We start from the raw sequence: 12985 nt of genomic DNA, 5'->3' as shown, positions 1-12985 counted from the left end.
CTCAGACCTCGAAGCGCTTCATCCGGTCCAGCACCCGGTCCGTCGTCGGCTCGGGCATCTCATCCACGATCTGCCCGTCGGCGAGGAACAACACGTTGTCGGCGTACGACGCGGCGTGCGGGTCGTGCGTGACCATCACGATCGTCTGGCCGGAGTCGTCGACCGCGCGCCGCATGAACGTCAGGATCTCCGCCCCCGAGCGCGAGTCGAGCGCGCCCGTCGGCTCGTCCGCGAACACGATGTCCGGCCGCGGCACCAACGCCCGCGCCACCGCCACCCGCTGCTGCTGACCGCCCGAGAGCTGGCTCGGCAGGTTCTTGAGCCGCTCGCCCAGGCCGACGGTCGCGATGATCTCGTCGAACCACGCCTGCTCGGGCTCGCGGCCGGCGAGGGTCAGCGGCAGCAGCGCGTTCTCGCGCGCGTTCAGCGACGGGATCAGGTTGTACTGCTGGAAGATGAACCCGAGCCGATCGCGTCGCAGCAGCGCCAGGTCGGTCTTCGACAACGTGCTGATGTCGGTGTCGCCGATGAACGCCGACCCCGACGTCAACCGGTCCAGGCCGGCGACGCACTGCATCAGCGTGCTCTTGCCCGACCCCGACGGTCCCATGATCGCGGTGAAGCGACCGACGGGGAAGCTCACGGTCACGCCGGCGAGCGCGTGCACCACCGCGTCGCCCTCCCCGTAGGTCTTGCGGGCGTCGACGGCCCGCGCCGCCGCGGTCGACACGGCCTGGCTCACCATCCGCGCATCTAATACTGCGACGCGCGCGATGTCGATGGCATCAAGAGCGCTGTCGCGCCACCCGCGCCCACCGAGCCTGAGAATTGTCCGACTTGGGACCGACAGGCGGCGGGAATAGCGCGAGCCCCGCCGACGTTGGGGCGGGTATGCCACGACGTCCTTCCCCCGCGCTCGTCATCTCCGTCCTCGCCCGTCTCCGTGACCAACCGCGAGCTCAGCAACCCGATCTTCACCGCCGCCGTGGAATCCGACGGCACCGTGTCCAGCGCGCAGTCGGTCGGCGTCGATCAGTCCCGCACGCGGAGGATCGATCAGGTCGGCGGCGGCGTGGTCTACGACGTGGGCTTCCAGCAGGACGTCTCCCAGTGCGTCTACAGCGCCACGCCCGGGCGGACCCGCAACGGCGGCACGCTCGCCCCGGTCATCCTCAACCCGCAGTCCCGGGCGAGCGACCGCAACGTCGTCATGGTCTTCGTCCGCGACCTCGAGGGCTCGTTCTTCCAGCCCTTGAAGCCGTCGTTCCACCTGATCGTCGTCTGCTGAGGCGTCCGCCCCGGGGGCTGCCGAGCGGCAGCCCCCGAGACGGTGGGCGCTACGGGTTGGTGGTGGACAGCGTGAAGGTCACGGCCTTGCTGTAGGTGCCGGTGCGCAAGGGGTCCGTGGACTTCACGAGCTGGCTGAACTCGAGCGTCAGGGCGTCGTTGGACACCGGGCCGCTCCACGTCAGCAGGTTCAGCGGCGAGGCCGACGAGCCGACGTTGTTGTAGGCCGTGCCGGTGTTGGCGGCGTTGCGGGCCCGGGCCTGAAGCGGCTCGGGCAGCACGAACGTGCCGTTGACCAGGTGGCCGGTCCCGAACGCGCTCGGGTCGGAGACGCTGAGCAGCGCGTCACCCGCGGTCGAGATCACGTTCGCCTTCGTCGAGGCGAAGTACGTCCGGGTGGTGCCGGGCGTGAACGCGCCGAACTGCGCCGGCGCTTCGAGTGAGAGCGAGAGCGTCGCCGGGACGGTGCCGCCGACCGTGCCCTCCTCGCTGTCGGTGTAGGTCGCCGGCGGCGGCCCGGGCACCGGCGGTGTCGCCGGCTTGGAACGGGTCAGGTAGGTGATCGCGTCCTTGAGCGCCGCCGAGCGCTCGGCCCGGGTCGTGATGCCCTCCAGGCCGAAGCCCCACAGCAGCGTGTCGTCGGTCGCGATGCCGGGACCGTCGACGAAGCCGACGCTCTCGCGCGCGACCCACGCCGCGTCGTTCTCCGTGCCGGCCGGCGGCGGTCCCGCCTCCCACGGCGAGAGCCCGGCCTCGAACCCGTTGGACTCGCTGACCGCGCCGTTCTTGAGCACCTGCAGGGCATCCAGGAACACGCCGAGCCCGGCGGCCGAGAAGTCCTGCGCGTAGGTGATCGAGACCTCGACCTGCTTGCCCGCGTAGGCCGACAGGTCGATCTCCCAGTCCTGGAAGCCGTCGGAGTTGCCGGTGGCCGCGTTCCAGGCGCCGGTCGTGCCGGTGTTGGTGCAGTCCGCGCCCGCCGTGGGGTTGGTCTGGTAGTGGTCGAGGAACGGGTGGATCGTGTCCCAGTCGATGTCGCAGGACGCGCCCACCGACGTGGTCGTGTGCCCGTTCTTGTCGGGGAGCGTCGTCCAGTCGTCCTGGCCGACCGTGTGCGCCTCGACGAACACGTAGTCGTACTCGGTCTCGACGTCGTGCGAGATCTTGAACTTCAGCGCCCCGGACGTGGCGCCGGTCAGGTCGATGGTGCGCCGCAGGCGCTGGTAGCCCTCGTCGCTGGACTCGGCGTAGGCGTACTTCGTGCCCTCCGGCGGGTCGTACGCGGGCGGCCGGTCGAAGCCGATCGCGCGCGTGGACGCGAACTGCGGGAACTCGGCCTGCGGCAGGATCGTCGACGTCGTCACGAACGTCTGCGCGAGCAGCTGGTTGTCAGCCGAGTCGCCGCCGTTGAGCGTGAACGCGGTCGTGCCGAACGGCCCGCCGGCGCCCTTGAACGGCAGCGTGGCGACCGCGTCCTCCTCCGCGGCGATCGTGGCCGTCCACGCGCCGAGGTAGTACTGGACGAAGTCGTTGGAGACGATGATGCAGTTCGTCGTCTGCCCGACGGGATCGTCGACGCTGCCCTGCCCCTGCGAGTTGTTGGACTTGCAGAACGGGTTCGGGGGCGCGCCGAGCGGGTTGTAGAGGAACTGGTCCCACACGCCCTGCAGCGCCTGCTGACCCGTCACGAGCAGCGACCCGCCCTCGTTGAGGTAGTCGCGGACCGCGATCACCTCGTCGTCCATCAGCTTCGAGTTGCCGGTCGCGCCCGGCTGGGTCGGCTCACGCACGTAGAGGTCGTTGCCCGTGTACCAGATGACGGCCTTGTAGTGCCCGAGCACGCCGAGCGGATCGGGCGCGGTGCGGGCGTGCGCGTCGACGTCGTAGACGTCGTAGGAGATGCCCGCGTCCTGCAGCGCCGTCGTGTAGTAGCTGAGGAACTCGGGTCCGGGACGCGGCCCCTCGCCGAGGATGTTGCTGTTGCCCGAGTAGTCCTCGGCGGCCATGACGAGCACGTCCTTGGCCACGGACTTCTCGGCCGTGAACGTGAACGACGAGGACCTCTTGGCGCCCGCGCTGAACCACACCTCGACCTGATCTCCGGCCGTGAAGCCGGTCACCGCGGCGCGCAGCTTGTGGTAGTAGACGCCCGGCGGGTCGTAGCGCTCACCGCCGAGGAACTCGCTCGTGCGCGCGGTCTGGATCGAGCCGTTGCCGACGCGCCAGTGCACGTCGACCGGACCGAGGTCGCGGTTGGCGTTGACCTCGACGGTCTGCGGCGAGCCGTAGGAGACCGTGAAGGCGCTCGGCTCGAAGTCCGGCGCCGTGTTGCCGATGTGCGAGACCGGGCGGCCCGGGTTCTTGGCCGACCGCGCGAGGTCCAGCGCGAACTCGAGGTTGCGCTGGAACTGATCCTCGACCGCCGTCTCGGAGTCCTGGAAGACGAACCCGCCGGGGTCGAAGGCGTTCGGACCCTCGACGGTGCCGCCGACGCCCGGACCGCTGCCGCCCTCGAGCTCGACGGTGTAGGCCAGCGAGCCGTAGCGCTGGTAGACGTGACCGGTGACGTCGCCGTTGGTCGTGTAGAGCTCGCCGGACACGTCCGGGTCGAAGCGCGTGATCGCCGGATGGTCGTCATCCAGCCCCGCCAGCGCCTTCGTCGCCGGGGTGTCGGTGCTCTCCGTCTCGACCTGCCAGCCCTCGGGGTAGAGGATCAGCGGACCGTAGGAGTGGTAGTCGAGCAGGAACTTGGGCTTGAGCTTCTTGAACATCGCGTCGAGCTGCGCGACCTCGGGCTCGGACTGCGGCGTCGGCCCGCGGTAGGTGTCGTCGTTGAAGACGTCGACCGCGCCCTCCTGGTCGTAGCGCCACTTCTCCGCCCAGTTGCGGTTCGGGTCCACGCCGTCGTTGCCGTCGATCACGTCGTTGCCGTCGTTGTCGGCGAGCGTCTTGCGCCACAGGCGCGTGTTCTTGCTCTGGAACGTCCAGTCGTAGCCGTCGACGTTGACGACCGGGACGAACCACAGCTCGTTCTCGCGCAGGAGCTTCGGGATGTCGGTCGCGGTGTCGGTCGCGTGCGCGAGCACGTGCCCGAACAGGCGCCGCCCGACCTCGGTCGCGATCCACTCCCGCGCGTGCTGCGTGGTCTCGTACCAGACCACGGGCTTGGCGCCGTCAGCGAGGGTGTGCGCGTTCAGGCTGACCTTGTAGGCGACGAGATCCTGCCCGTAGCGCGACTTGCCGTAGACGACCTTCTTGACGATGTCGGGGTGCGCCGCGCGCTCACGCTCGTACCACGTCTGCAGGTTGATCGGTTGGCCCGCGCCGTCGACCGCGCCCGAGCAGGTCCCGGGACACGGCGCCGGCTTCAGGTGCCACGGACGGAACACGTCGTAGCCGTAGGTCGGGTCCGTCGCGAACGGGTCCGGCGGAGCGGCCCGCGAGGTCTTCGCCTCGCCGTACGGCGCCGTCACCGTGTAGCCCTTCGCGCGCAGCTCGTCGGCTTCCGCCGGGGTCGCCACGACCCCCTGCCCGCGAGCGCTCCCGCCCTCGGTCAAGTCGTAGCCGAGTTGCCCCAGCTGCGCCAGATCGCCGCCGGTGACGACGTACTGGTTCAGTGGCTCCAGCCGTTTCGTCGCCCCGGAAGCGGGCGTCGCCAGACCTGACGCCAACACCAGCACGGCCGCCGCCGTGCCCCACCCCATCACCCTCATTGCACAACCTCCTGGTCGCGGCGAAAGCTACATGAGGCGCGTGCGCACGCCAACTGGGAACCGACATCACGTGGGAGTCCGATGAGAAGGCGGAATCCGCGCCATCGGCGCGGCCGGTCGTGACCTCAGACGTGCCGTAGGACCACCCACCTGCATGGTTTCCTTCCAGCATGCACCTCGAGCAGCTCGCGATCATCGTCGACGACTACGACGACGGCATCCGGTTCTTCGTCGACGTCCTCGGCTTCGAGCTCGTCGAAGACACGCCCTCGCTGACCAACGACGGACGGCCGAAGCGCTGGGTCGTCGTGCGCCCGCCCGGGGCGACGACCGCCCTGCTTCTCGCCCAGGCCGACGGTGAGCGCCAGGCACGCGCGGTCGGCGACCAGTTCGCCGGGCGCGTCGGGCTGTTCCTGCGCGTCGACGACTTCGACGCCACGTACCGCCGGATGCGCGAGGCGAACGTCGAGTTCGTCACCGAGCCCCGACAGGAGCCGTACGGGCGAGTCGTCGTCTTCGTGGACGTCGCCGGCAACCGCTGGGACCTGCTCGGGCCGCGCGAAGGGTGATCGGCGATCCATGGTCCAGCCGAGCGGCTGGACCATGGACCACGGGGCGCTACGGGTTGGTGGTGGACAGCGTGAAGGTCAGCGTCCTGCTGTAGGTGCCGGTGCGCAGCGCGTCGTTGGCGCCGATCGACTGCTTGAACGTGACCGTCACGTCGTCGTTGGACACCGGGGCTGTCCACGCCGACTTCGAGAACGCGACCTGCAGCGGCTGCGGGAGGGAGAACGCCCCGTTGGTGAGGTGCCCGGGCTCGGACACGCTCAGCGTCGCGTCACCCGCGGTCGAGGTCACCTTGGCCGACGTGGTCGCCGTGTAGTCACGGGCCACGCCCGGGAGGAACGGCGGGAACGAGGCCGGCGCGCCCAGGCTCAGCGCGAGCGTCGCGGGCACGGTGCCGCCGACCGTCGACTGCTCCTCGTCGCTGATCCAGTTGGCAGCGGTCACGTAGACCGCGCCGGGTGAGGAGAACTCCGCGTTCTTCGTCCCGTCGCCGAGCACGAAGAAGCCCCGCTGCTGCTTGGCGCCGCGCCCGGGGAACGGGTCCGGGTTCGCGGCCAGGTACGCCGGATTGACGGTGTACAGGTCCGTCTTGGAATCGGCGAGGACGGGCTTGACCCCGTCGTACGGGCCGTCGGTGATCGCGAGGTTGACCGACAGGTAGAGGGCGTCGGGGTTGGTCGCCGAGACGCGTGAGGAGAAGTACTTGTCCGCGCTCTGCCCGGCGGGCACGGCCAGCGGCACGACCGTGTCGCCGACGAGGACGTTGAACTTGAAGTCGCCGTAGCTGCGGGCGACGAACTTCGCCCAGTCCGCGTCCCGCAGGTACTCGGGGCGCTCCACCTTGAACTCGAGCCGCATCGGCGCGACGTACATGCTGCTCAGGTACTCGGGGTCGTTCAGGGGCAGGTAGACGCCGCCCGTGGCGTGGCCGAGCGCGAACGCCGCCGCCGTCGGGGCGGAGTTGCCGCGGCCGTTCCACATCGGGATGTTGAACGCGGTGGCGCCGAGCAGGGCCTGCGAGCCCAGCCGGCTCTTGTCGACCGCAGCCGACGCGTCCTTGAAGGTGCCGATCGTGACGTCGAGCAGGTCGAGGTCCGCCCGGTCGGCGTTGAGCCCCGGCATGTCGGCCCACATGAACTTGGCGCCGGCGGGCCCGGAGTAGCGGGCCATCTCCAGCATGCCGTCGGCCATCATCTTGGTCATCTGCACGGCCGAGTCGATCTTCATGCGCTCGTTCGCCGTGTGCCACCAGCGCTCGTTGCCCGGGATGACGGCGCCGAAGGCGGTCATCTTGTTGCGGAAGTTGCTGGCGAGGGTGCCGCCGGTCGTGCCCTGCGGGAAGACCACGTCGCTGAGGGCGTACGGATCCGCGAACTGCTGCGGGTTGCGGTTGATCGTGGCCTGGTAGCTCCCGAACTGCAGCGCCGTCAGCGGGTTGTCGTGCGTGACGTACAACCCGGCGCCGATCGGCGAGCCGAGGGCGCCGAGGGTGAAGCCCTTCGCCTGGAAGGCGGCCGTGACCGCCGCCGTGGCCTGGGTGGAGTCGGCCGCGGTGACGTGCATGCTGCGCACGAACAGCGGGATGCTGAGGCTGCCGGTCGCGTCCGTGTAGAAGCTGGTCGGCGTCTCCGAGTTGATGCCGCCCATGAGGGCGAAGGTCAGGTTCGGCGTGCCGTTGCTCGGGTTGCGCAACAGGGCCGCCGGGATGCCCATGTACTTGCCGATGTAGGCCTCGCCCTCGACGCCGTCGCGGAAGAACAGGTCGGCGATGCCGGCGGCGGCCGTCTTCAGCTGCAGGTCTCCGTCGAGCGCCTTCGAGAGGAGGAACATCCCCCACACGACGGCGTTCTTGCCGTACTGCGGCGTCGGCATCTCCATCGCGACGTCGGTGTTGACCTCCAGCGTGAGCGCGTCGCCGGCGATCGTGGTCTGCACCTTGGGTGTGGTGCCGGGAGCCGCTGGGAGCCAGCCCTTCGAGGTTGCGGCCGCGGTGACCGCCGACACGAACCGGTCGCGCTCGGCGGCCGCGACGCCCGCCACGTCGAGCGTGAAGATGGCCCGCGAGGCGATCTGCGTGGTGCTGCCGTAGGTGATGTCCTTCAGCGTCGGGTCACCGGCGCGCAGCGTGACGCCGGCCCGCGCATCGGTCAGCCGGAAGGCCTTGCCGGCGTCCGCGGACAGGCTCATCGACACCGCCGGCGTCACCGCTCCGGAGTTGCCGACGATGACCGGGAAGCGCGAGTCGGAGGTGTAGGCCGCGACCGGCGTCTCCTCCCGGTTGAGGTTCTTGTAGGCCCAGTTGTCGTAGAAGCTCGGGTTCGCGTTGTACGGGAGCGACTGGAAGGCGGCGGTGTTCGCCGCCGTGGGCGTGCCGGGCCCTCCGTCCTCGTAGATGCCCATCACGATGCGGACGCGTCGATCCATCGGAAGCCCCGCTTCAAGCATCGCCTTGGCCGCGAGCAGCGTCGCCAGCGTCGGCCCGCTGTCGTCCTGGATGCCCGCCCCGTAGACCCAGCTGTCCTTGATGTAGGACGAGTGGTAGGCGCCCGGCGTCCCGAGGTTGCCGAACGGGTCGCGCCAGCGCGCCAGCTGGGCGGCGGAGACGGAGGCGGTCGGCGAGTCCAGGTGGCTCAACGCCATGACCATCTCCGGAGCCTCCGGATCACCGATCTCCGCGTAGACGTACTTGTCGGGCTGGCGCTGGACGACCACCGGGAACCCGAGGTCCTTGGCCAGCTTGACCACCCACGCGAGCTTGGCGACCTTGCGGTCGTACTCGTTCTGGTTGGCCGCGGTGTTGCTGACCGGGAACGGGTACGTCGTCGCGGCCGTGCCGCCGCGGGAGATGGAGTCGTAGGTCGCCCCGTCCAGCATCGCCCCGACCAGCGTGAGCGGGTCGTACGTGCCGTCGCCCGCCCGCGCGTCGCTGACCCGTCCGGCGAGCGCCTCGACCTCCGCGTGGATCGCGTCGCGCTCGGCGTCCGTGACCGACAGGTCGTACGTGACGCTCGGCTGGAACCGCTCGGCCGCTCCGGCCGCCCCGCCCATCGACAGCAACGCTGACACGCCGATCGTCAGCGCAAGAGACTTCCTCCGCATCACCCTGATCCCCCCCGGAATCGTCAGGCCCCCAAGTACGCAGGACCCTTTCAGGCTCCCCTGACCTTGTCAACGACGATGCGTAGGACTACGCCATACGGGCCAGTCGCCGGCCGACGAAGAACCGGACGTCGGCCTCGCCGACCGTGTGCGGCTCACCGCCGATCGACTCCAGGGCACGGTCCACGGACGGCTGCGCACCGACGACCACGATCACCGGAGCCTCGTGATCGGACGGGAGCCCGCGCCACGCGCCGAGGTCCTCCGCGGAGTCCATCAGCGGCCCCAGCGCGTCGTACTGGCCGCGCGCGGCCTCGAGCGTCGGGAACGTCCGCGCACGAGCGAGCCACCCGATCGGCACCGCGCCGCCATGGAGCGTGATGACGAAGCCGTCCGCGTCGAGCTCCACGACCACGCGGCCGGGCTCGTTCCACGACTCCGTGGCGAGCGTGCGCGGCTGCGCCGGGCTCTCCCGCAGCGCGGCCCGCAGCGGCTCGAGCAGCTCCGCCTCACCGTAGAACGACTGCGCCTCGAGGCCGAGCAGGCGGCGATCGGCGTGCTCACCGAAGTCCTCCCACTGTCCGAGCGTCGGCGGCGCGATCGCGGTCCGTCCCACGCGCGCCACCCACGTCTCCACCGTCTCGGCGTCCATCGCGTTCACGATCACCGACTCCCGCCGGTCGGGATGGTCGGCAATCCCGGACGCCATCAGCCGGCGAATCGCCTCATTGGCCTCCGCCTCGCTCTTGCCCTCCAGATCGAGCGTGAAGACCGTCCCGACCCACGCGATCCGCTTCGCGCCGGTCTCGACGATCAGCGGACGCACCAACCCCTGCACGACGTCGGCCTTCCCGGCGGCCTCGCCCGTCAGCAACTCGTTCGGCAGATCCACCAGACGCGGCTGAGACCCATCACCGGGCACCGCGACGATGAACGGACCGAAGTCGTCGAACGGCCCTTGCAGCGAGCGCATCGCCTTGTCGACGACGCCCCTGGCCTGCTCGGCCAGCTGACGAACCGGAGATCCCGTGGACATGGGCTTCAGCCTATGAAGAGCCTGGATCGCTCGCAGCCGCCGCTCCTTGAATCCCGGAGGTGGAGTCACGACATTGGTCCGCTTGCCCGTCGGTGGCGACCGGCTTGCCTACGTTTTGCCGTATGCGAGCGGTTGTTGCTCTCGGTCTGATCGCATTCCTGGCGGGGTGTGGTGGCTCGGAACAGGAGCGCGTCGCGGCGGCGATTCGCGCTTCGGACGCCGCCTGGGACCGTGGCGATCTGGACGCCGGCTGCTCGTGGATGACCAAGCGCTCCCGGGAGCGCTTCATGGCTGACGCCATCAACCCCCGCGCCCGCACCTGCTCTGAGGCATACGAGTCCCCGCCCCCGAGGCGGACGGCACGACCGCGGGCTTCACGACCCTCTCCGTGGTGGAGCCCGAGACTCCGCGGGTGACCAACATCCGCGTCGACGGCGATCGCGCGACCGTGGATTACTCGAACGGCGCACACAAGCAACTTCGCAAGGTCGACGGCCGTTGGCTGAACGATTCCTACTGAATCCCTCGATCCGGAACGACGAAAGCCCCGCCGAGGCGAGGCTTTCAGAGGTGGTGGGAGAAGGTTCGACCCGCCGGACATCCCTGGAAATCGGCCACTTCACAACCCGCGTCCCATTAAATTCCCCCGCCTCAAGCCCCAGGGACGCTTGCTCGTCCCCTTAACGCCGATCCGTCGGCGAGACGTCGAGAGCTGTTGGGTCGGGTGCATCGCGTGATGTTGGCGTGCGCCGCGGCGGAACGCGCAGCAGAACAGCCTGCAACGTGAGCCCGATGAGCCGCCAGCGGGCTCAAGCAAAGTTCTCAGGTCCCGGTTCGGCGAGTGGACATCTCGGGTCGCATCACCCGCGCCCTCCGACGACCGTAAGCTCTCGGGTGCGAGGGTACGCCTCGCGCCCGCCACGGCCAGATGTGCGCTACACGCCGCCCGAGGGGTTGAGCTGGGCCGCGCGCTCGGCGTCGCGGAGCTTGATGAGCTTGTAGCGCCAATCCGAGAAGGCGGCTTTGCCGGGAATCAGGCCGCGCTCGGTGGTGCCGTCGAAGACCATCCAGAAATCCTCAGAGCCAGGCCGCTCAACGTCCCAAGCGGAGTGGAAGGTGGTATCGGCGTGCTCGGCGATCGGCCACCAACCCTCGCGCACGTCGAGGTCGTAGCCGAGGTGCCCGAGAACGATCGCAGCACCGGTCTCGGCAGCCAGCCGACGCAGCGACGGCATCTGCGCCTCCAGCTCTTCGCGGTAGTCGTGCCCCGGGCGGCCGAGGTCGACCGGGCCGTCGTCGTCGAAGTCCTGCAACCACAGCACCGCGGACTGCCCGGCGTCCCCACGCCGTGACAGGCGCGCGGCCAGCTCACGGTAAGGCAGCCGGCCTTGGAGCCGCTCGGTCCGGCCTTCCAGCGACGCGATCTGCTCCCAGACAGGGTGCCGCTTGTCGCGCGTGGAGAACGCGTCGAGGAGGTCGTGCTCGTCGACGATGGCGAGCGCAATCTTGCGGTAGGGATCCTTAGGAAGAAGCTGCCGCCCCGTAGTCCGGGCACGCGTCGCAAGGTGGCGATCCTCGGTCCCAAGGGCGAGATCCTCCGCAGTGTCGACGTTGACGACGACACGGTCGAGCCGCAGTAGAGCGAGCGTCATGCGGTCACGGCCTCTCGGGTGCACGAGGCGTTGGCGCACAGCAGGACACGGCGACCATCGACGGTGGCCCACACGAGGGGGCGGCGGCAGCCGCTGCACTTCTCGCGGCTCATCGGGTGGCCTCCGTGTCCGCCGTGAACACGTGAACACCGGAAAACACACCTATGCGCGTAGAAGACAGGGGGTCTTCCGCGCGCGTAATACATACCTTTCGTGTGTTCACGTGTTCACCGGTTCGTCGTTGGGGAGGTGTCCGCGGTAGACGTCGACCCGGGTGTGCGGACCGTTGCGGCGTCCTTCGCGACCGGTGAGCGCGTAGCCCTGGAGGCGTGCGCGAGTCCATCCGAGGTTCTGCATGCGCGCGTCGACCCAGCCGCGTGCGAGGCTGCCGCCGATGAACCTTCGGCCGGCCTCGTGGAGGTCGCTGACGCGGATGACGTATTCACCGGTCTCGGCGTCCAGCAGGAACCGTGGAGCTCCGGTCACGAATCCAGTGACTGGGTCCATGTCGCGCTGCAGCGCAGCGGTCGCTTCGTAGCGCTGCGCGGCCGTTCCGTAGATCGTCATGCCCTCGACGAGCACGGCGCCGCTGATGAACGCGGCGACGAGACTCGCGGTCTCCTCCGCGTCGGTTAGGGCCTCGGTGGTGCCGCAGAGCATCCGGATCGCGTGCGCGATCTGGCGGGCATGTTCGGACTTGAACGGCGGGATGGCGCTATCGGTCGGCAGCGCCTGCCACGAGAGGTCTTCCACGAGCCGTGCGGGGGTGTTGATCCGTGCGGCCGGCTCGAACCTGAAGGGGTCCGTTCCACGTCGCTCCAGCACGACGTGACCGGCGGGTCCCCGGACCCCTTCTCGTCGCCCACCGGTGATCGGGTGGCTGCGATCGAGCGCGAGGGACGCCGTTAGCCATGCGCAAAGCCCGGCGGTGTTGTCGTGCCCGGGGAGCGGCGCGAGGGCCATGCGACCCTTGTCGTCGAACTCGGGCGCGTACGACGGCTGGTTGCCATTGACCGGCTGGGCGGCTGGAGGCGTGTGTAGCGCGCGGAGGTTGTTGCTGAGGGCGCTCACGCGACACCCTCCGCGATGTGCTCTGCGACGTCCTGCGGCGTCCCGCGCTCGCGCGCGGTGAGCAGAAGCTCAAGCGCTCCGAGGATCGTCTCGAACGAGCAACCGTTGAAGCACGTGAGCTTGACCCGGCCGTGAGGGCGCCGGCATGACGCGCAATGCGACGCTCCCGCAGGGTCGTGCGAGATCCACAGCGCTCCGGGGCGACGTTCGTCGCACCCCGGGCACCGGTCGGCGATGAACAGTCGCGGGTCGAGCGTGAGATGGATCGGGATGCCCGCAGCCATGAGGCCGGCCAGCACCTCGACGACGGGTTGTCCCGTCTCGGCCGGTGGCTGTGGCGCTTTCGCGCGCGAGCCAGCGTGCCGGTGGTTGTCGGGGAACAGGTCGGCCCAGCTCAAGCCGAGCGCCGCGACGATCGCCCTTGGCTCACAGCCCGCGAAGCAGTGCAGCAGCGCGCGACGGTCGTCGCCCTCGCTCAACGCGAACGACGGCGATCGGTCTTCGTGCGCAGGGCACTTCGCCTTCGCCTTGTAGATCGGACCCGTTGGCGCGCAGCCGTG

9 protein-coding genes are annotated in these 12985 nt (G+C 69.6%); 2 read left to right on the top strand and 7 right to left on the bottom strand.

Annotated features, from left to right (window positions below; genetic code table 11):
- Position 1 precedes the first annotated feature (1 nt).
- Positions 2 to 745, bottom strand: a complete 744-nt coding sequence (locus OJ997_RS05525; protein WP_272599396.1) for an ABC transporter ATP-binding protein — start codon at positions 743 to 745, stop codon at positions 2 to 4.
- 198 nt (positions 746 to 943) lie between these two features.
- Here OJ997_RS05525 and OJ997_RS05520 point away from each other — a divergent pair, with 198 nt between their 5' ends.
- The gene (locus OJ997_RS05520) at positions 944 to 1288 is read left to right on the top strand and encodes a hypothetical protein (RefSeq protein ID WP_270024050.1); all 345 of its coding nucleotides are present in this window, start codon (positions 944 to 946) and stop codon (positions 1286 to 1288) included.
- Positions 1289 to 1337: 49 nt separating this feature from the next.
- Here OJ997_RS05520 and OJ997_RS05515 read toward each other — a convergent pair whose 3' ends face one another.
- Complete coding sequence (locus tag OJ997_RS05515; protein ID WP_270024048.1) at positions 1338 to 4991, bottom strand: M14 family zinc carboxypeptidase; 3654 nt, start codon at positions 4989 to 4991, stop codon at positions 1338 to 1340.
- A gap of 179 nt (positions 4992 to 5170) precedes the next feature.
- On the opposite strand from OJ997_RS05515, the gene OJ997_RS05510 reads away from it, so the two are divergent.
- Positions 5171 to 5569, top strand: coding sequence for a VOC family protein (locus OJ997_RS05510; protein ID WP_270024046.1), 399 nt, complete (start codon positions 5171 to 5173; stop codon positions 5567 to 5569).
- A gap of 49 nt (positions 5570 to 5618) precedes the next feature.
- On the opposite strand, the gene OJ997_RS05505 is transcribed toward OJ997_RS05510, so the two are convergent.
- The 5 genes from OJ997_RS05505 to OJ997_RS05485 form a co-directional block, all read right to left on the bottom strand.
- Positions 5619 to 8666, bottom strand: coding sequence for a M20/M25/M40 family metallo-hydrolase (locus OJ997_RS05505; RefSeq protein ID WP_270024045.1), 3048 nt, complete (start codon positions 8664 to 8666; stop codon positions 5619 to 5621).
- Positions 8667 to 8754: 88 nt separating this feature from the next.
- Positions 8755 to 9702: a hypothetical protein gene (locus OJ997_RS05500; RefSeq protein WP_270024044.1), complete on the bottom strand. Its 948-nt coding sequence runs from the start codon at positions 9700 to 9702 to the stop codon at positions 8755 to 8757.
- A gap of 935 nt (positions 9703 to 10637) precedes the next feature.
- Positions 10638 to 11354: a hypothetical protein gene (locus OJ997_RS05495; RefSeq protein ID WP_270024043.1), complete on the bottom strand. Its 717-nt coding sequence runs from the start codon at positions 11352 to 11354 to the stop codon at positions 10638 to 10640.
- Between the two features lie 219 nt (positions 11355 to 11573).
- A complete protein-coding gene (locus OJ997_RS05490; protein ID WP_270024042.1) occupies positions 11574 to 12425 on the bottom strand; it encodes a hypothetical protein in 852 nt (283 codons plus the stop codon).
- A complete protein-coding gene (locus tag OJ997_RS05485) occupies positions 12422 to 12904 on the bottom strand; it encodes a hypothetical protein (RefSeq protein WP_270024041.1) in 483 nt (160 codons plus the stop codon). Before OJ997_RS05485 ends, OJ997_RS05490 begins: the two co-directional genes overlap by 4 nt.
- Between the last annotated feature and the right edge of the window lie 81 nt (positions 12905 to 12985).

The organism is Solirubrobacter phytolaccae, assembly GCF_027587195.1.
Lineage (GTDB): Bacteria > Actinomycetota > Thermoleophilia > Solirubrobacterales > Solirubrobacteraceae > Solirubrobacter > Solirubrobacter phytolaccae.
The sequence above is the reverse complement of the archived record's forward strand: the minus strand, read 5'-3'. Positions and strand labels throughout refer to the sequence as shown.

What these genes read in the sequence shown, in the direction of transcription:
- OJ997_RS05525 (WP_272599396.1), bottom strand. Translation starts at nt 745, where the DNA reads ATGGTGAGCCAGGCCGTGTCGACCGCGGCGGCGCGGGCCGTCGACGCC.
- OJ997_RS05515 (WP_270024048.1), bottom strand. Translation starts at nt 4,991, where the DNA reads ATGGGGTGGGGCACGGCGGCGGCCGTGCTGGTGTTGGCGTCAGGTCTG.
- OJ997_RS05510 (WP_270024046.1), top strand. Translation starts at nt 5,171, where the DNA reads ATGCACCTCGAGCAGCTCGCGATCATCGTCGACGACTACGACGACGGC.
- OJ997_RS05505 (WP_270024045.1), bottom strand. Translation starts at nt 8,666, where the DNA reads ATGCGGAGGAAGTCTCTTGCGCTGACGATCGGCGTGTCAGCGTTGCTG.
- OJ997_RS05500 (WP_270024044.1), bottom strand. Translation starts at nt 9,702, where the DNA reads ATGTCCACGGGATCTCCGGTTCGTCAGCTGGCCGAGCAGGCCAGGGGC.
- OJ997_RS05495 (WP_270024043.1), bottom strand. Translation starts at nt 11,354, where the DNA reads ATGACGCTCGCTCTACTGCGGCTCGACCGTGTCGTCGTCAACGTCGAC.